This window comes from Marinobacter sp. (assembly GCF_040904845.1).
Classification (GTDB): Bacteria; Pseudomonadota; Gammaproteobacteria; order Pseudomonadales; family Oleiphilaceae; genus Marinobacter.
Genome location: NZ_JBBDSR010000053.1, coordinates 68,958 through 87,721 on the forward strand (window position 1 = coordinate 68,958; position 18,764 = coordinate 87,721).

The following is an 18,764-nucleotide window of genomic DNA, read 5'->3' on the forward strand; positions in this document are numbered from 1 at the left end:
TTTCCGCGGTTTACTGTCCACCCGCGCCCATTTATAATGGGTGATTAAGGTTTTCTCACTGCCGGACCACGCCGGGCTCAGTGTATGAATTCCCAACTTAGCATGTTCAAAAGGCGGATCCCAATGCTGCGAATTGCCGAAGAAGCCCTCACATTTGACGATGTTCTGCTGATCCCAGGATTTTCGGAAGTTCTTCCTCACCAGGTCAGTCTGCAAACCCGACTGACTAAGGGCATTACCCTGAACGTTCCGCTGGTGTCTTCAGCGATGGATACCGTGACCGAAGCCGAGCTGGCCATCGCCATGGCACAGGAAGGCGGCATCGGCATCATGCACAAGAACATGAGCGTTGAGCAACAGGCGTCTGCCGTTCGTAAGGTCAAGAAGTTTGAGAGCGGTGTGGTAAAAGACCCGATCACCGTCAACCCGAGCACCACAGTTCGCGAGCTGGTGGACATTACCACCGCGAACAACATTTCCGGCCTGCCCGTGGTCGATGGCCGTGACCTGGTCGGGATTGTGACCGGCCGGGACATCCGGTTCGAAAGCCGCATGGAGACGCCGGTTTCCGACATCATGACGCCGAAAGACAAGCTGGTGACGGTGAAAGAGGGTGCCAGCCTGGATGATGTCAAAGAGCTGCTGCATCGCCACCGCATTGAGAAAGTTCTTGTGGTCAACGATGAGTTCGAGCTCAAGGGACTGATCACCGTTAAGGACATTCAGAAAGCCAAAGACTATCCGCTGGCGTGCAAGGATGAGCAGGGTCGGCTTCGTGTCGGAGCCGCAGTGAGCACTGGCGGCGACACCGAGGCGCGGATCACCGCGCTGGCTGAGGCCGGTGTGGATGTGATCGTGGTCGATACCGCCCATGGCCACTCCAAGGGCGTGATTGATCGTGTACGCTGGGTTAAAGAAAACTTCCCGGAAGTTCAGGTGATTGGCGGTAACATCGCGACAGCCGATGCCGCCCTGGCATTGGCAGACGCGGGTGCCGATGCGGTCAAAGTGGGCATTGGCCCCGGCTCTATCTGCACCACCCGTATTGTTGCCGGCATCGGTGTGCCGCAAATTTCTGCGGTATCCAACGTGGCCGCCGCTTTGAAAGATCGCGGTGTGCCGCTGATTGCTGATGGTGGTGTGCGTTTCTCCGGTGACATTGCCAAGGCAATTGCCGCCGGTGCTCACAGTGTGATGATTGGCAGCCTGCTGGCCGGCACCGACGAAGCGCCGGGTGAGGTGGAGTTGTTCCAGGGCCGCAGCTATAAAGCATACCGCGGTATGGGTTCCATCGGTGCCATGGGGCAGGGCTCCAGTGACCGTTACTTCCAGGATGCCAGTAAAGGCATTGAAAAGCTGGTTCCGGAGGGTATCGAAGGCCGAGTCGCCTGTAAGGGCCCGATGCGCAATATCGTTCATCAACTGATGGGTGGGCTGAGAGCGTCGATGGGTTACACCGGCAGCGCTACCATGGAAGAGATGCGCACCAAGCCGCGGTTTGTTCGCATCACCAACGCGGGCATGCGTGAGAGCCACGTTCACGACGTGACCATCACCAAGGAAGCACCGAACTACCGCGTCGGTTAAGTAACGCCTTTCCAGGCGCGGCTCAGGGGCTGAGCCGTGCCTATTATTTTTGATCCGAGGACTCCATGGCCCAGAACATCCACGACCACAGCATTCTGATTCTCGATTTTGGCTCCCAGTACACTCAGCTGATCGCACGCCGCGTTCGGGAAATCGGGGTCTACTGTGAGATCAGGGCCTTTGATATTACCGATGAAGAGCTTGACGCGTTCAACCCAAAAGGCATCATTCTGGCCGGCGGTCCTGAATCGGTAACCCAGCTTGGCGGCCCACGCGCGCCAGAGGGGTTGTTTGATCGTGGGATACCGGTACTGGGCATCTGCTATGGCATGCAAACCATGGCCGAGCAACTCGGTGGCCGGGTCGCCAGTTCTGAAAAACGGGAATTCGGTTACGCCCAGATCAAAATCCGTGCCCCCGGTCCGTTGTTGCAGGACATCACCGACCACCTTACCGCAACCGGTGAGTCCCTGCTGGATGTGTGGATGAGCCACGGCGACAAGGTGGTCGCCTTGCCAGAAGGTTTCGAGCTGCTGGCCTCCACCGAGAGTGCGCCGATCGCAGCGATGCAGGATCGGGAACGGCACCTTTACGGCGTGCAGTTTCACCCGGAAGTGACGCACACCCTGCAGGGCAAACGCATTCTCGAACATTTCGTGTTGACTATCTCCGGCTGTGAAGCGCTCTGGACGCCCGCAAAGATCGTCGATGACGCCGTGCGCCAGATCCGTGAACAGGTGGGTAACGACAAGGTCCTGCTGGGGCTGTCTGGTGGTGTCGACTCCTCGGTAACGGCGGCGCTGCTGCACAAGGCCATCGGTGAACAGCTCACCTGCGTGTTCGTTGACAATGGCCTGCTGCGCCTGCATGAAGGCGATCAGGTCATGGATATGTTCGCCAGCAACATGGGGGTGAAAGTCATCCGCGTAGACGCGGAAGATCTGTTCCTGTCCAAGCTCAAGGGCGAGGCGGACCCGGAAAAGAAACGCAAGATCATTGGCAATACCTTTGTTGACGTGTTTGACGAAGAAGCCACCAGCATCCGCGATGTAAACTGGTTGGCTCAGGGCACTATCTACCCGGATGTCATCGAGTCTGCGGCTTCCAAAACCGGTAAGGCCCACGTAATCAAGTCCCACCACAATGTGGGTGGCCTGCCCGAAACCATGAAAATGAAGCTCGTTGAGCCATTGCGGGAACTGTTCAAGGACGAGGTGCGCCGCATCGGGCTGGAGCTGGGCCTGCCGTACGATATGGTTTATCGCCACCCGTTCCCGGGTCCGGGGCTGGGCGTACGCATTCTCGGCGAAGTAAAAAAAGAGTACGCAGACATTCTGCGCCGGGCTGACGCCATTTTCCTGGAAGAGCTCCATCGGGCGGACTTTTACCACAAGACCAGCCAGGCATTCGCCGTGTTCCTACCGGTAAAATCGGTTGGCGTGGTCGGCGATGCTCGCCGTTACGAGTATGTGATTGCACTCCGCGCCGTGGAAACCGTCGATTTCATGACCGCACGCTGGGCGCATTTGCCGTATGACCTGTTGGAGACGGTGTCGAACCGCATTATCAATGAGATCAATGGTGTCTCCCGGGTGACCTACGATGTGTCGTCGAAGCCACCGGCGACGATTGAGTGGGAATAAACGGGCGCTGACGCAGATATGACAAGCGGCTGCACTGATGAAGACGAACGCTGGATGGCCCGCGCTCTGGCGCTGGCAGCCCAGGCAGCGGACCTGGGTGAAGTGCCCGTTGGTGCGGTGGTGGTGCTTGAAGGCCTTGAGATAGGCGCGGGATACAACGCACCGATCAGCGGGTGTGATCCTACCGCACATGCGGAGATCCGGGCACTGCGGGATGCCGCCCAGCGTGTTGGCAATTACCGTTTATCCGGGGCCACCCTGTACGTTACTCTCGAGCCCTGCACCATGTGTGTGGGTGCGATTGTTCACAGCCGCGTAAGCCGGCTGGTATACGGTGCGGCGGAGCCTAAAGCCGGTGCCGTGGAATCGGCACGCCGGACGCTGGACGAACCCTACTTTAACTGGCAGGTTGCGAGTAGGGGCGGCGTACTTGCCGACCAGTGCAGCCGTGCCATCAGCGATTTTTTCAGCAGCCGGCGTGCCGAAATACGGCGTCAGCGTCAGCAACAGCCACTGAATTCAGGGAAGGGTAGCAGCAAGCCATGAAGGTATTAGTCACCGGCGGTGCCGGCTATATTGGCAGTCACGTTGTTCGTCAGCTTGGGGCCGCAGGGCACGATGTTGTGGTCTTCGACAACCTGTCCACCGGGTATCGTTGGGCCGTCACCTGCGGCGAGCTTGTGGTTGGAGACCTGGCAGACGAAGAAGCCATTGAAAACGTTTTTGCCAGCCACCGGTTTGAGGCCGTGCTGCACTTTGCCGCTAACATCGTGGTTCCGGAATCGGTCGCCAATCCTCTCAAGTATTACAGCAACAACACCCGCAACACCCTGAACCTGCTGAAGGCCGTTGAGCGGCACCAGATCCCGCACATGGTGTTTTCCTCGACGGCCGCAGTATACGGTATGCCTGAGCAAACCGTGCTGACCGAAGACATGCCGCTGGCACCGATCAATCCGTACGGTGCCTCAAAGATGATGAGCGAACGCATGATCATGGATCTGGCGGCGGCGTCATCACTCCGTTATGTCATTCTACGCTACTTTAATGTCGCCGGTGCCAATCCGGAGGGTTTGCTTGGGCAGGCCACGCCGGAGGCCACGCACCTGATCAAGGTTGCCTGTGAGTGTGTGACCGGAAAGCGTGACGGCATGAGCGTGTTTGGCACCGATTATGACACCCGGGATGGCACCTGCGTACGGGATTACATTCACGTGGAAGATTTGGCCAAGGCTCACGTAATGGCACTGGCTTATATGGCCAATGGTGGCGATTCCAGCGTGCTTAATTGCGGCTATGGTCGCGGCTTTACGGTGCGCGACGTCATTGATGTGGTCAAACGGCAGTCAGGCGTCGATTTTCCGGTTCAGCAGACCGGCCGCCGCGCCGGGGACCCCGCTGCATTAATGGCCGATAACACCCTGATCAAACAGGTTTTGGGCTGGCAGCCGGATTATGACGACCTGGACACCATAGTGGGCACCGCTCTGGCCTGGGAAACGATCTGGCAGGAACGGCAGGCAGGCGATCACACCTGAGCCCTTGTTTTAACGAGACACTTTTGGGATTGAACGAATGAAGATTACGATTTTTGGTACCGGATACGTCGGGCTGGTCACTGGCGCTTGTCTGGCGGATGTAGGCCACGATGTGCTGTGTATGGACGTCGACCAGGGCAAAATCGAAAAGCTTAAAAACGGCCAGATTCCCATCTACGAACCCGGCCTTGATAACATCGTCAAGCACACGGTTGACGCCGGCCGCCTTGCGTTTACAACGGATGCTGCGGAAGCGGTCAGGCACGGCGTGTTGCAGTTTATCGCCGTGGGTACGCCTCCGGATGAAGACGGTTCCGCCGATCTGCAATACGTCACGGCTGTTGCCCGCTCCATCGGTGAACACATGGAGGACTATAAGGTGGTTGTGGACAAGTCGACGGTTCCGGTCGGAACCGGAGACAAAGTCCGGGCCGCCATGCGGGCAGAGCTTGATCGCCGGGGGCTGGAGCTGGAGTTTGATGTGGTTTCCAACCCGGAGTTCCTCAAGGAAGGCGCTGCCATCAATGATTTCATGAAGCCCGACCGCATTATCGTGGGCACCGACAGTGACAAAGCGGCCGATATCCTGAAAGAGGTTTACTACCCCTTCAACCGCAGCCATGATCGCATGATTTTCATGGATATCCGTTCCGCAGAGCTGACTAAATACGCCGCCAACTCCATGCTGGCCACCAAGATCAGTTTTATGAATGAGATAGCCAACCTGGCCGAGAGATTGGGTGCGGATATCGAAGCCGTTCGTCGTGGCATTGGATCCGATCCGCGCATTGGCTATCACTTTATCTATCCTGGTTGCGGCTACGGCGGCTCCTGTTTCCCGAAAGACGTACAGGCACTGGCCCGCACTGCCCGCGATTGCGATTACGATGCGCGCCTGCTGAACGCAGTGGAGGCGGTCAACCAGGCTCAGAAGCATGTTCTTTTTGATAAAATCAGCCATTATTTCAACGGCAACCTCAAGGGCAAAGTGGTCTCGCTGTGGGGGCTGGCGTTCAAACCCAACACCGACGATATGCGGGAAGCGTCCGCCCGGACCCTGATGGAAAACCTCTGGAACGCTGGCGCAACGGTGCAGGCGTTTGATCCTGAGGCTATGGAAGAAACTCAGCGCCTGTATGGTGATGAACCCGGCCTTACGCTCTGTGGAACCAAAGAGCAGGCGCTGAAAGGCGCGGATGTTCTGGCAATCTGCACTGAGTGGAAAGAGTTTCGCTCCCCGGACTTCTCTGCCATTGCGGAAGCATTGAGAGAGCCAGTGGTGTTTGATGGCCGCAACCTGTACGAGCCCGAGATGCTGGAACGCCACGGTTTGATCTACTACGCCATTGGCCGTGGCCGTAATCAGTTCCGGTTTGACTGACATGCCGGCAATCAGTGACTTCCAGCTCCACCAACGCCTTGCTGCTGATACTGCCGACCTGGGCCAGACCCGGTTGTGCCAGGTACGGTTGATGAACGACCGTACCTGGCCCTGGGTTATTCTGGTGCCGGCGGTGCCTGGAATCCGCGAGATCTATCAGCTTGACGTAAGCGATCAGCAACGGTTGCTGGCGGAGTCCTCGGCCCTGAGTAAAGACATGATGGCCCTGTTCGGTGGCGATAAGATGAATGTTGCCGCGCTGGGGAATATGGTGCCGCAGTTGCACTTGCACCACATTGTTCGCTTTGAGGGTGATCCGGCATGGCCCGGCCCAGTGTGGGGCAAGCAGGTGCCGGTACCCTACAGCGAGTCCGAACTGGACTCGGTCCGTGAAAAGCTCAACCCCGTCATTTCCTCCCTCATCTGACCTGAAGTGACAGCCGACGCCGAGCGTATGGTATCGTCTGCCTATAAGGTTCCGGAGGGATATCAGGTTGGCGGCAGAGTGAAGTACGCCGTTTGAAAATGAGCAAAAAAAGCCCGCCATGTGGCGGGCTCAAGTTACCTCATGGAGGCAACGACTCAACAATAGGATAGGCTCTATCCCAGTTAGCTGACGAACGGTGGGTCGTTAGGGTTCCAAAAAGATTGGTTTTTTATTTCAGGGGGTCAGGGGCGTGCCGATCTGGCGTGAATCGCCAGGGCCTGGGAGCCCACCAGGATCATCCGCAGTTCCGTCTTCAGTTTCAGTTTCAGTTCTTCTTTCTCCTTCGGGGAGGCATCCAGTGCCTCCGCGCCCTGGTTGAAGACCAGGGTCACCATGGATTCGGCAACCAGCCGGGCGTCAGACAGCGGCTTGTTCTGTTCGTCCGAAAAGCGTCGAAGGTCGTCTGCCAGTTCGGTGACGAAATGATCGATCTCAGCCTTGATTGCGGTGCGGAATGGCTTGGAAACGCCGGTTCTCTCGCGCAGCATGAGCCGAAACAGGTTAGCGTTGTTGCCCAGGTACTCCATGAAGGTTTCAACGGAGGTGCTGATGGCGCTTCCATCCCGTGCGATACGCTTACGGGCGTGGCGCATTAACTGCCGCAACGCTACGCCGCCTTCATCCACCAGCGCCAGGCCCAATTCGTTCAGCTCGGTGAAATGGCGGTAAAACGAGGTCGGGGCAATGCCGGCCTCCCGTGCGACCTCCCTCAGGCTCAGGCTGCCAAAGCCACGATCGGCACTCAGCTGGGCCAGGGCGGCGTCCATCAGGGCGCGGCGGGTCTTAAGTTTTTGCTCGGCTCGGGACGACAAAACAACAGCTCCGATTGCAGTCAGGGAACCATAGTCTATCGGTCTGCCGTTAAGGCGTCACCCACCGTGATCAGAGCCTGATTTTCGCGCGCATTGTGTTTATAATGGGCCGCTTTTCCAGTAGTGTCCGCCAAATCCAAAATTTGCACACATTTATGCACACATCTGAAACAACGGGAACCGGTATGCGCAGCCATTATTGCGGTGGTATCAACGAATCTCACATTGATCAGCAAGTAACGCTTTGCGGTTGGGTCCATCGTCGCCGTGACCACGGCGGGGTGATTTTTCTTGACCTGCGTGACCGGGACGGCATGTCTCAGGTCGTGGTCGATCCCGATACCCCTGAGAGCTTTGCTCTGGCGGAAAAGGTGCGTAGCGAATTCGTTGTCAAAGTGACCGGCCGCGTCCGCCGTCGTCCGGCGGGTACCGAGAACAGCACCATGCCGACAGGGCAGGTTGAGCTTCTGGGCAAAGAACTCAGCATTCTGAACGCAGCGGCCACGCCACCGTTCCCGCTGGATCAGCACGTCGATGTTGGCGAAGACGTTCGGCTGAAGTACCGCTATATGGATCTGCGCCGCCCGGAGATGCTGAACCGCTTGCGTTTTCGTTCGCGCGTCACCAGCTACATTCGCAACTATCTGGATGGCAACGGCTTCATGGATGTGGAAACCCCCATCCTGACTCGAGCCACACCGGAAGGCGCACGGGATTACCTGGTGCCGAGCCGGACCCAGGAGGGCTCGTTTTTTGCCCTGCCGCAATCCCCTCAGCTGTTCAAGCAGCTGTTGATGGTGTCCGGGGTAGACCGCTACTACCAGATTGCCAAGTGTTTCCGCGACGAAGACTTGCGGGCTGATCGTCAGCCAGAGTTCACCCAGGTGGACATCGAGGCATCGTTCATCGATGAAGAATCGCTGATGTCCCTGAACGAGGGCATGATCCGCTCGCTGTTCAAGGATGTGCTGGAAGTGGACCTGCCAGAATTTCCGCGCATGCCCTACGCCGAGGCGATGCAGCGGTACGGCAGCGATAAGCCGGACCTGCGGATTCCGCTGGAACTGCTTGATGTGGGTGACCTGGTCGAAGCCGTCGATTTCAAGGTATTCGCCGGCCCCGCCAAAGACCCGAAAGGGCGTGTCGCTGCGCTGCGCGTGCCGAAGGGCGGCGACCTTTCCCGCAAACAGATCGACGAGTACACCAAATTTGTCGGCATATACGGTGCCAGGGGCTTGGCCTATATCAAGGTCAATGACCTGGCGAAAGGCGTTGAAGGCCTGCAATCCCCGATCATCAAGTTTCTGGGTGACGACGTTGCCATGGCGGTTATGGAGCGCGTGGGTGCGGAAGATGGCGATATCGTGTTTTTCGGTGCCGACAAGACCAACGTCGTCAACGAAGCTCTTGGCGCACTGCGCATCAAGGTAGGCCATGATCTGGACCTGCTCACCAGTGAGTGGGCACCGATGTGGGTGGTGGACTTCCCGATGTTCGAAGAAACTCCGGACGGCGGCTTGACGGCGATTCACCATCCGTTCACCGCGCCCTCCTGTTCAGCGGAAGAATTGGCAGCCAACCCGGCAACGGCGCTGTCTCGTGCCTACGATATGGTGCTTAACGGTACCGAGTTGGGCGGCGGCTCCATTCGTATCCACGATGAAAAAATGCAGGAAGCGGTGTTCCGCATTCTTGGCATTGGTGAAGAAGAAGCGCGGGCCAAGTTCGGCTTCCTGCTGGATGCTTTGAAGTTCGGTTGCCCGCCCCACGGTGGGCTGGCCTTTGGCCTGGATCGCCTGGTGATGCTGATGACCGGGGCCACGTCGATCCGTGATGTGATTGCGTTCCCGAAAACCCAGAGCGCGACCTGTCTGATGACCCAGGCACCGGGTGAGGTCGATGAGAAGCAGCTGCGCGAGCTGCACATTCGTCTGCGCAAGCCCGCTGCCAAGGCTACCGATGGAAACAAGGCGGAAGGTTAGATAAACCGGACAGGGGCAGGCTGTGGCAATCATTCTGGGGGTGGACCCGGGGTCCCGAATCACCGGGTACGGCGTCATCCGGGCGGAAGGTCGCCACATTGACTATATTGACAGCGGCTGCATCCGGGTGGGTGATAAGCCGATGGCGGAGCGGCTGCAGTCAATATTCCACGGCCTGGCCACGTTGATTGGCGAATATCGCCCGCAAGAGTTCGCCATTGAACAGGTGTTCATGGCCCGCAACCCTGACTCGGCACTCAAACTGGGGCAGGCGCGTGGTGCGGCCATTGTCGCTGCTGCCAACAGTGGCCTGCCGGTGCATGAATATTCGGCTCGCCAGGTAAAACAGGCTGTCGTTGGCAAGGGCGGTGCCGATAAATCCCAGGTCCAGCATATGGTTCAGGTACTGCTGGCACTCTCCAGAAAGCCCCAGGCGGACGCCGCTGATGCCCTTGCTATCGCCCTGTGCCATGCTCATATGAGTCAGAGCGTGACCAGGCTCGCCGCCGGCGGGAAGGTCCGAAGTGGGCGGGTCCGTTAATAACCATCGGCGTGATTGCGCCCAAGGAGTAACCCGTTGATAGGCCGAATTCGAGGCACGCTGGTCGAAAAATCACCGGGTCAGGCGTTGGTTGAATGCGCCGGGCTGGGTTACGAAGTCGACATTCCTTTTACCACCTTCTTCCATCTCCCTGATGCGGGCGCTGAAGTCACCCTGCATACCCATCTCGCGGTCCGTGAGGACGCCCAAAGCCTCTATGGCTTTGCGTCCCGGCTGGATCGTGATCTGTTCCGATTGTTAATTCGGGTCAATGGCGTGGGGCCGAAGCTGGCCGTTGGCATTCTCTCCGGGCTGGATGCGCAGCAATTTATTCGTTGCGTTGAAGCCCGGGACGCCAATTCACTGGTCAAATTGCCTGGCGTTGGCAAGAAGACGGCGGAACGCCTGCTTATTGAAATGACAGATCGGATAGGGCAACTTGAAGGGCAGTTCACGCCGATGTCGTCGTCTGCGACAGAGGGTGAGCCGGCTCATGCGTATGCAACGGCCAACGACCACTCGCCAAAAGACGAAGCCGAAGCGGCGCTGATTTCACTGGGCTACAAGCCGCAGGAGGCGGCGAAAGCCATCAGCAAAGTGGCGGAGGAAGGCAGGTCCAGCGAAGACCTGATCCGGCTTGCTCTTCGCAATATGATCCCTGCCGGATGAACCTGTCGTAACCTACGATCCGTCTGGCAGCTATTCTGTATAGAGCGTAACGTGACAGCCACAGAGCCGTTTGTACAATTGGGACTCCTTAGATGATTGAATCTGATCGACTGATTTCAGCCCAGGCCGGGCAGTATGAAGAAGTGCAGGACCGAGCAATCCGGCCAACGCTGTTGTCCGAGTATGTCGGCCAGCCCGCGGTGCGGGAACAGATGGATATCTTCATCTCAGCGGCCCGGGGGCGCGAGGAAGCGCTCGACCATGTGCTGATTTTCGGCCCGCCGGGCCTCGGTAAAACCACGCTGGCCAATATCATTGCCAACGAAATGGGCGTGGCGATCAAGACAACCTCGGGGCCGGTACTGGAAAAAGCAGGTGACCTCGCCGCCATGCTGACCAATCTCGAAGAGGGCGATGTGCTCTTTATTGATGAGATTCACCGGCTGAGCGCCGCGGTCGAGGAAGTGCTTTACCCGGCGATGGAAGATTATCAGCTGGACATCATGATCGGTGAGGGGCCGGCGGCACGCTCCATCAAACTGGATCTGCCGCCGTTTACCCTGGTCGGGGCAACGACACGTGCGGGGCTGCTGACTTCACCGCTCCGGGACCGTTTTGGCATCGTTCAGCGGCTGGAGTTTTACAACACGGCGGATCTGACCAATATTATTCTTCGGTCTGCGCGTTTGTCCTCGGTGGGTATTGACGAGGGCGGCGCTTACGAAATCGCGCGGCGGTCCCGTGGTACTCCGCGGATCGCCAACCGCCTGCTGAGACGGGTACGGGACTACGCGGAGGTCAAGGCGGATGGGCGGATCAGCGATAGAATCGCCGATCTGGCACTGAACATGCTGAAAGTGGACGATCTGGGCTTTGACCATATGGACCGGCGTTTACTGCTGGCGATGATCGAAAAGTTTGACGGTGGCCCCGTTGGGGTTGAAAGTCTGGCCGCGGCCATCAGCGAAGAGCGAGGCACCATTGAGGACGTTCTGGAGCCGTTCCTGATTCAGCAGGGGTTTATGGTCCGGACGCCCCGGGGGCGCATGGTGACCTCAAGCGCGTACCAGCATTTTGGCGTGGCACCCGCACAGTCAGGAAAGGAGGACCTCTTTGACTGATCAGCACAGCCTTGCGCAGTTCCGGCTGCCGGTCAGGGTATACATTGAGGACACTGATGCCGGCGGCATTGTGTTCCATGCAAAATACCTGCATTACATGGAGCGGGCTCGCACGGAATGGGTGCGCACGGGTGGGGTGGGCCTGAGGGCGGGTCTTACCGACAACATCAGTTATGTCGTGCAGCGGCTGAACATTCATTACGCTGTGCCCGCGAAGCTTGATGATCAATTGCTGATTACGGCCGAGCCGACAGGGTTCGGTCGGGTATGGATGGATTTTCGCCAACGGGTATTACGGGCAGGCGATGAACGTGAGCTTGCCTCCGCCGATGTGCGGGTTGCCTGTGTGGTACTGGATAGCGGGCGGCCCAGGCGGCTGCCGGACACAATGCGTGAACTGTTGGAACGGGTTCACGACAACCAACTGTAAACCGGAACAAGCCAGGAGTATAAGGTGGAGTCAGAAGTTTCTGTTTGGTATCTCATCGCCAACGCGGGGGTGTTGGTGCAGCTGGTCATGCTGTTGCTGGCTCTGGCTTCCGTGGTGTCATGGGCGCTTATTTTTCAGCGTTTTCAGGTGTTTCGCAAAGCCCGTCAGGCGCAACTCGCGTTTGAAGAGCGGTTCTGGTCCGGCATGGATCTTGGCCAGCTTTATCGCGAAGTGAACAGCGATCCGACCCCCTTTTCGGGCATGGAGTCGTTGTTTCGCTCGGGCTTCAAGGAATTCTCCCGACTGCGTCAGCAAAGCCGGGATGCCGATGCGGTGATGGAAGGCACCCAGCGCGCCATGCGGGTTGCGTTTTCCCGTGAGCAGGAGCGACTGGAAGCGTCTTTGCCATTCCTTGCGACGGTTGGCTCGACCAGTCCGTATATCGGTCTTTTCGGTACGGTGTGGGGCATTATGAATTCCTTTCGCGGGCTGGCTCAGGTACAGCAAGCCACGCTGGCGACGGTTGCACCCGGCATTTCCGAGGCCCTGATTGCGACCGCTATGGGCCTGTTCGCGGCGATACCCGCGGTTATTGCCTATAACCGGTTCTCAGCGATGTCGGATGCACTGTTGAAAAACTATGAAACCTTTGCCGACGAATTTTCCAGCATCCTCCATCGCCGCGTTCACAACAGCGATCAGTCAGCGGCATCATGAAATTCACACGCCAGGGTAAAGCGGTCAGGAGTGCAAAGGCATGAAAGGCACGAAAGGCACGAAAGGCATGGGGATGATGTCGGCGGATCGTCGGAAACCAATGTCCGAGATCAACGTAGTGCCCTACATCGACGTGATGCTGGTGTTGCTCGTTATTTTTATGGTGACGGCACCGATGCTCACTCAGGGTGTAAAGGTGGATCTTCCGGAGACAACGTCCGAGCCGATTCAGGCCGACAAGGACGTGGAGTCGATTATTGTGTCTATCGATTCCAACGGTGCCTACTTTCTCGAAATCGGGGATGAAGACAGCGATCCCATGTCGTTGGGAGAAATTCGGGCACAGGTGACCAGGATTCTGTCCGAACGAAGCGCCGGAGAAATTCTGGTCCGTGGGGACGAGAATGTTGAGTACGGCATGGTGGTTCGGCTGATGGCCGAGCTCCAGGGGGCCGGAGCAGCCAGCATAGGCTTGATTACCGAATCGCCATCCACCGAAAACTGAGCATAGAGCGGGCAGGTTTTTGTGACAGGTCAGGAACGTGATGTAACCCCAACCGGCCAGCAGCCCTGGAGATCCCCGGTTGCTTTGTCACTGCTACTGCATGGGCTCATTGTTGTGGTGGCATTGACTGGCTGGTCCTGGAGCACGCCAAAGGATGATCCGGAGCCCAGGAGCATTTCGGCGCGGCTGATTACCCAGCAGGAGCCTGAGCCAAGCCCGGTGGTCGAGGACATCGACGAACCGGATCGCGACGAGGAACGCCGGAAAGAGGAAGAAGAACAGCAGCGCCGCGAAGAAGCGGAGCGTCAGGCTGCGGAAGAGGAACAGGTCCGGGAAGAGGCTCGGCGCATCGAGCAGGCGCAGGAACAGGAACGCGAAGAACAGGAAGCGGCCGCAGCTCGCGAGCGAAAAGCGCAGCAGGCCCGCGAAGAAGAGGCCGCCCGGCAGAAAGCCGAAGCAGAAGCCAAAGAGCGGGAGCGCCAGCGGGCGAAAGAAGAGGAACAGCGTCAGGAAGAAGCCCGGCGCAAGGCCGAAGAGGAGCGCCGGAAGCAGGAAGAAGCCGAGCAGCGAGAACGAGAGGAGCAAGCCCGGCGAGAAGCGGAACAGAAACGTAAAGAAGCGGAGCGTCGGCTGAAAGAGCAGCAGCTTGAAGCGCTTGCCGACGAAGCTGATCGCGAGCGCGAAGCCAAAGCAAGACGGCAGCAGGAAGCAGCGGCGGCAAAAGCCCGGGAAGTGCAAATGATGTCGGAAAGCGAGAAATACCAGGCGCTGATCCGTGAGCGGCTAAGCCAAGCCTGGTATCCGCCTTCCTCAGCGACCGAGGAAATGACTGCCAGAGTGCAGATCACCCTGTTGCCAACGGGTGAACTTCAGTCCGCCAAACTGGTCAGCAGCAGCGGTAACACGGCATTTGATAATTCTGCGTTGGGGGCTGTGAAGTCTCTGAATCGCTATCCGATCCCCGATAGCCGGGATACATTTGAGCGCTATTTCCGCCAGTTCACGATTGAATTCAATCCGCAGCGATTGCAATAAGGAACATGGGACCATTGATGACGAATCGGACCAGAACACCCCGTACCCGGTATGCACAGTCGCTGATTTGCCTGTTGTTTGTCTGGGCAGTGATGGGCAGCAACTCCGCACTGGCGGAGCTGACGATCCGGATCACCGAAGGCGCAGATGCCGCCATCCCAGTGGCGGTGGTGCCGTTCTCGGAAAGTGAGGGCATCCCTTCAAGCGACAAGATCAGCAGCATTGTTCAGGACGATCTGGCGATGAGCGGGGAGTTTCGCACGCTGGCACCTGAGAAAATGCTGAGCCTGCCGTCGAAGCGCTCTGAAGTCTACTTTCGTGACTGGCGTCTGCTTGGCCAGCGGTATGTTTTGGTGGGCGCATTGAACCGCAACGGCGACCGTGTGGAGGCTCGCTATGAATTGTTCGATGTGAACCGCGAGGAGCGCATTATGGGCGCAACGGCCGGTGCCAGCGCCAATAATATGCGAACGCTGGCGCACCACATCAGCGATAAAGTCTATGAGGCTATCACCGGTGTGCCCGGAGCCTTCTCGACGAAACTGGCTTATGTCACCCGGGATTCCGCCAACGGCGAGCCTCGTTATCGCCTGCAGGTGAGCGATGTCGATGGCAAGCGCGCGGGTATTCGCCTGGAAAGCAAGGAGCCAATCCTGTCTCCCGCCTGGTCACCGGATGGCAGGAAATTGGCCTACGTTTCGTTTGAAACGGGCAGGCCGGTGGTGTTTATCCACGAATTGGCGTCAGGCAACCGCACCCGAATTGCTGAGTATCGCGGGCTCAACTCGGCTCCTGCGTGGTCTGATGATGGCCGTTCACTCTTGCTGACGCTGTCGAAAGACGGCAACGCTGAAATTTACCGGATTGATATTCAGAGTAAGAATCTTAAACGCCTGACCAACCATTGGTCGATCGATACCGAAGCGGTCTGGGATCACACCGGTAACGGCTTCTTTTTCACCTCAGACCGGTCAGGTGGCCCGCAGATCTATCATAAATCCAGCGAGGACGCCGAGCCCAGGCGTATTACGTTTGGTAGTCGTTATAACGCTCGGGCCCGTCCGGACAATGACGGTAAGTTCGTTTATTACGTACATCAACGGGACCGGGCATTCCATATAGCAAAGACCGACCTCGAAAGTGGTGAGGAAACCGTACTGACACGGTCAGAGTCCGATGAGTCTCCCAGCGTGTCACCGAATGGGCGCATGCTGATTTACGCCACCAAGCAAAGTGGCAACAGCGTATTGACCGTGGTCTCGGCGGATGGGGGGGATGCCTACAGCCTTCCCGCTTCACAGGGCGATGTAAGGGACCCGGCCTGGTCGCCGATCCTCCGTTAATGCGGAAGCCGCACAGGCGGTTCCACAATCAACGAACAGACAATAGCAAACCAACAGCAAACCAACAGGAAGGAAGTGTTATGAAGATTTCAGTTCATCAAAAAGCATTTGCAGTGGTTCTGTCACTGGGCCTGATCGCCGGCTGTAGCTCCACAGGTGAGACCATGGAAGAAGATGAATACGGTTCAGACGTCGAAGCGGTCGATCAGGATGGCGGTAGCACCGTCTACGGCAGTGACGGCGATGGTGGTGTATCCTCCTCCGACCTGACCGAAGACGAGCGACGTGATCGCGCTGAGCGGGCCGAACAGGAAGCAATGCGTGACATCACCACCTTCTACTTTGATTTCGACACGGCTGAAATCAAGCCGGAAGCACGGGAAGTGCTGGTTGCCCACGCTCGCTATCTCGAAAACGATCCGAACCAACAGGTCCGCCTGGAAGGTCACGGTGACGAGCGCGGCTCCAAGGAATACAACCTGGCACTGGGCGAGCGTCGTGCCAATGCGGTTGAGCGTTTCCTGATTGTGAATGGCGCTTCCCGTGGCCAGATGGAAACCGTAAGCTACGGTGAGGAAAAGCCGGCGGTTACCGGTTCAGATGAAAGCGCCTGGGCTCAGAATCGCCGTGTTGAGCTCGTTTTCGAATAATCCTAAACAGCCACGGGATCTCCCATGAGACATATGCTCATGGCGACAGTTGCACTCTCACTGGCCCTGGTGCCAGTGGGAGGCGCACTGGCGCAATCCGCAACCCCGGTGTTTCAGGACAATGCGTCCGAAGCCCGAAAAAATGCCGGAAACAGCCAGGCAAATGCTGAGCTGTTCTACATGATCCAGCAACTGCAGGGCGAGATTCGTCGTCTTCAGGGCGAAGTGGAGGAGCAGCGCAACCTCATCAATCGCTTGACCCGGCAGTCCCGGGATCGGTACATCGATCTGGATCAGCGTATTCTGGGTCTGTCTGAAAAGGTGGCGTCCGGCGGGGGTAGTGCCACCCCGTCGGCTGCTAATCTTCCATCGTCAGGATCGGAACCGCTGCAGCGACCGGTCACCAAGGTTTATCGTCAGCCGGAACGAGAAGAACGTCAGGCTTATGAACAGATTCAGGACCTGATCCATAAAGACAAAAATTACGACGAAGCCATTAGTCAAATATACGATTTCGTCGACGAATACCCCGAGGGGGACCTGTCAGTGAATGCCTATTACTGGCTGGGCGAGGTGTATCTGGTCAAGCCGCAACTGGAACAGGCAAAGCAGGCGTTCACCATTGTAGCCACACGCTACGCCGATCATCGCAAGGCACCGGATGCCGTTTATAAGCTTGGTGTGACGCTGGACCGACTTGACGAGAAAGCCGAAGCTGAAGGCCGGATGGAATCGGTGGTACGAAATTACCCAGACTCCAATGCGGCAAAGCTGGCGCAAAAGTATCTGGACTCGGCGGGCAGTTAGTAAACAGTTGAGCAAGAATGTTGAGTAACCTCGAAAAAGGGGTTGATCAGCGCCCAAAAATCATTACTATATGCGCCTCGTTTGGGTCGTTAGCTCAGTTGGTAGAGCAGTTGGCTTTTAACCAATTGGTCGAAGGTTCGAATCCTTCACGACCCACCAATTACAGAACGTGGCAACCAGTAAACCGTTGCTCTGTTCGGCCTTGTCGCAGATGCGCAATGCAGGTGTGAAGAGTGGGCCAAGCGTTACGGGTCGTTAGCTCAGTTGGTAGAGCAGTTGGCTTTTAACCAATTGGTCGAAGGTTCGAATCCTTCACGACCCACCAATATGAGAGGGAGTCCCAGGCTCCTGATCTGAAAAAGAGCCCTCGGGCTCTTTTTTTTTGCCTGTACGCTCCCAATGATATAATTCACAGGCCACCGAAACACAGAGACGCAGTAATGACACGATCTGAAGACCGCATTCTGGTTCACGAGCATCTGGCGCACCAGGCTGAGCCGACGCCGCTGAGCGCCGATGAAAAAGTTCGGCTTGAATCTCGTATCCGTCAGGTGCTGAAGGCGCAGGATGCGGTGCTGGTGGCCCACTATTATACCGATCCCGACATTCAGCGCCTGGCTGAAGAAACCGGTGGCTGTGTGTCCGATTCCCTGGAAATGGCCCGTTTTGGTAACGAACACCCGGCGTCAACCATTGTGGTTGCTGGCGTGCGTTTCATGGGAGAAACCGCAAAAATACTGAACCCGGAAAAACGGGTTTTGATGCCCACACTCGAGGCGACCTGTTCGTTGGATGTGGGTTGTCCGGCGGATGAATTTGCGGCGTTTTGCGACCAACACCCGGATCGCACGGTGGTGGTGTACGCAAACACCTCTGCGGCCGTTAAGGCCAGGGCCGACTGGGTGGTGACCTCGAGCTGCGCCCAGGCCATTGTTGAGTCTCTGGATGCCAAAGGTGAAAAGATCCTCTGGGCTCCGGACAAACACTTGGGGCACTACGTCCAGAAAACCACGGGGGCCGATGTGCTGTTGTGGGATGGTTCGTGCATCGTTCACGAAGAGTTCAAGTTTCGGGGCCTTGAGGATCTGAAGGCAGTGTATCCGGACGCTGCGGTACTGGTGCACCCGGAATCCCCGGATGGCGTCGTTGAAATGGCCGACGTGGTCGGCTCAACGTCTCAGCTTATTCATGCGGTGCAGACCCTGCCGAATGAGCAGTTTATCGTGGCCACTGACAACGGCATCTTTTACAAGATGCAGCAGCTGGCCCCCAATAAAACCCTGATTGAAGCGCCCACGGCCGGAAACGGTGCCACTTGCCGGAGCTGTGCCCACTGCCCCTGGATGGCAATGAACGGCCTCGAAAACTTGCTCCACGTACTGGAAAATGGTGATCAGGAAGTCTTTGTGGGTGATGACCTGCGTGAGCAGGCACTCAAGCCGCTTCAGCGCATGCTGGATTTCACCGCAGGCATGAACTTGAAAGCGGCCGGTAACGCCTGACGGCGACCATGTGA

The 18,764-nt window shown here is 57.6% G+C and carries 19 protein-coding genes and 2 tRNA genes; 20 read left to right on the forward strand and 1 reads right to left on the reverse strand.

Features of this window, described 5'->3' with window-relative positions:
- Positions 1 to 123: 123 nt before the first annotated feature.
- The 6 genes from guaB to WD429_RS06555 all read left to right on the forward strand — a co-directional run bounded on the left by guaB (position 124) and on the right by WD429_RS06555 (position 6,576).
- Positions 124 to 1,587, forward strand: a complete 1,464-nt coding sequence (gene guaB / locus WD429_RS06530) for an IMP dehydrogenase (RefSeq protein WP_368421371.1) — start codon at positions 124 to 126, stop codon at positions 1,585 to 1,587.
- Positions 1,588 to 1,652: 65 nt separating this feature from the next.
- The gene (gene guaA, locus WD429_RS06535) at positions 1,653 to 3,230 is read left to right on the forward strand and encodes a glutamine-hydrolyzing GMP synthase (RefSeq protein ID WP_368421372.1); all 1,578 of its coding nucleotides are present in this window, start codon (positions 1,653 to 1,655) and stop codon (positions 3,228 to 3,230) included.
- A gap of 18 nt (positions 3,231 to 3,248) precedes the next feature.
- Positions 3,249 to 3,776: a tRNA adenosine(34) deaminase TadA gene (gene tadA, locus WD429_RS06540; RefSeq protein ID WP_368421373.1), complete on the forward strand. Its 528-nt coding sequence runs from the start codon at positions 3,249 to 3,251 to the stop codon at positions 3,774 to 3,776.
- Complete coding sequence (galE, locus tag WD429_RS06545) at positions 3,773 to 4,768, forward strand: UDP-glucose 4-epimerase GalE (RefSeq protein ID WP_368421374.1); 996 nt, start codon at positions 3,773 to 3,775, stop codon at positions 4,766 to 4,768. The genes tadA and galE overlap by 4 nt, the downstream gene beginning before the upstream one ends.
- A gap of 37 nt (positions 4,769 to 4,805) precedes the next feature.
- Entirely contained in the window at positions 4,806 to 6,149 is a 1,344-nt protein-coding gene (locus tag WD429_RS06550) for a UDP-glucose/GDP-mannose dehydrogenase family protein (protein WP_368421375.1), read from the forward strand.
- A 1-nt stretch (position 6,150) separates the two neighbouring features.
- Entirely contained in the window at positions 6,151 to 6,576 is a 426-nt protein-coding gene (locus WD429_RS06555; protein ID WP_368421376.1) for an HIT domain-containing protein, read from the forward strand.
- Positions 6,577 to 6,818: 242 nt separating this feature from the next.
- Here WD429_RS06555 and fabR read toward each other — a convergent pair whose 3' ends face one another.
- Positions 6,819 to 7,448: an HTH-type transcriptional repressor FabR gene (gene fabR, locus WD429_RS06560; RefSeq protein ID WP_368421377.1), complete on the reverse strand. Its 630-nt coding sequence runs from the start codon at positions 7,446 to 7,448 to the stop codon at positions 6,819 to 6,821.
- Positions 7,449 to 7,633: 185 nt separating this feature from the next.
- Between fabR and aspS the strand changes: the two genes are divergently transcribed.
- From aspS to nadA, 14 genes are all read left to right on the forward strand, one after another.
- Positions 7,634 to 9,430: an aspartate--tRNA ligase gene (gene aspS, locus WD429_RS06565; RefSeq protein ID WP_368421378.1), complete on the forward strand. Its 1,797-nt coding sequence runs from the start codon at positions 7,634 to 7,636 to the stop codon at positions 9,428 to 9,430.
- Positions 9,431 to 9,452: 22 nt separating this feature from the next.
- Positions 9,453 to 9,971 carry a crossover junction endodeoxyribonuclease RuvC gene (gene ruvC / locus WD429_RS06570; protein WP_368421379.1) on the forward strand — a complete coding sequence of 173 codons (519 nt, stop codon included), beginning with the start codon at positions 9,453 to 9,455 and terminating at the stop codon, positions 9,969 to 9,971.
- A 36-nt stretch (positions 9,972 to 10,007) separates the two neighbouring features.
- Positions 10,008 to 10,640: a Holliday junction branch migration protein RuvA gene (ruvA, locus tag WD429_RS06575; RefSeq protein ID WP_368421380.1), complete on the forward strand. Its 633-nt coding sequence runs from the start codon at positions 10,008 to 10,010 to the stop codon at positions 10,638 to 10,640.
- A gap of 92 nt (positions 10,641 to 10,732) precedes the next feature.
- A complete protein-coding gene (ruvB, locus tag WD429_RS06580) occupies positions 10,733 to 11,761 on the forward strand; it encodes a Holliday junction branch migration DNA helicase RuvB (protein ID WP_368421381.1) in 1,029 nt (342 codons plus the stop codon).
- Positions 11,754 to 12,191, forward strand: coding sequence for a YbgC/FadM family acyl-CoA thioesterase (locus WD429_RS06585; protein WP_368421382.1), 438 nt, complete (start codon positions 11,754 to 11,756; stop codon positions 12,189 to 12,191). Before ruvB ends, WD429_RS06585 begins: the two co-directional genes overlap by 8 nt.
- Before the next feature lie 24 nt (positions 12,192 to 12,215).
- Positions 12,216 to 12,908, forward strand: a complete 693-nt coding sequence (gene tolQ / locus WD429_RS06590) for a protein TolQ (protein WP_368421383.1) — start codon at positions 12,216 to 12,218, stop codon at positions 12,906 to 12,908.
- Between the two features lie 76 nt (positions 12,909 to 12,984).
- Positions 12,985 to 13,413: a protein TolR gene (tolR, locus tag WD429_RS06595; RefSeq protein ID WP_368421426.1), complete on the forward strand. Its 429-nt coding sequence runs from the start codon at positions 12,985 to 12,987 to the stop codon at positions 13,411 to 13,413.
- 84 nt (positions 13,414 to 13,497) lie between these two features.
- Positions 13,498 to 14,448 carry a cell envelope integrity protein TolA gene (tolA, locus tag WD429_RS06600; protein WP_368421384.1) on the forward strand — a complete coding sequence of 317 codons (951 nt, stop codon included), beginning with the start codon at positions 13,498 to 13,500 and terminating at the stop codon, positions 14,446 to 14,448.
- A gap of 17 nt (positions 14,449 to 14,465) precedes the next feature.
- Positions 14,466 to 15,791, forward strand: a complete 1,326-nt coding sequence (tolB, locus tag WD429_RS06605) for a Tol-Pal system beta propeller repeat protein TolB (protein WP_368421385.1) — start codon at positions 14,466 to 14,468, stop codon at positions 15,789 to 15,791.
- 80 nt (positions 15,792 to 15,871) lie between these two features.
- Positions 15,872 to 16,441 (forward strand): peptidoglycan-associated lipoprotein Pal, encoded by a 570-nt coding sequence (gene pal, locus WD429_RS06610; RefSeq protein ID WP_368421386.1) that lies wholly within the window; start codon positions 15,872 to 15,874, stop codon positions 16,439 to 16,441.
- 39 nt (positions 16,442 to 16,480) lie between these two features.
- Positions 16,481 to 17,248, forward strand: a complete 768-nt coding sequence (ybgF, locus tag WD429_RS06615; protein ID WP_368421387.1) for a tol-pal system protein YbgF — start codon at positions 16,481 to 16,483, stop codon at positions 17,246 to 17,248.
- Positions 17,249 to 17,331: 83 nt separating this feature from the next.
- A tRNA-Lys gene (locus WD429_RS06620) sits at positions 17,332 to 17,407 on the forward strand.
- Between the two features lie 90 nt (positions 17,408 to 17,497).
- Positions 17,498 to 17,573 (forward strand) — tRNA-Lys (locus tag WD429_RS06625).
- 115 nt (positions 17,574 to 17,688) lie between these two features.
- Positions 17,689 to 18,750, forward strand: a complete 1,062-nt coding sequence (gene nadA, locus WD429_RS06630) for a quinolinate synthase NadA (RefSeq protein WP_368421388.1) — start codon at positions 17,689 to 17,691, stop codon at positions 18,748 to 18,750.
- Positions 18,751 to 18,764: the final 14 nt, after the last annotated feature.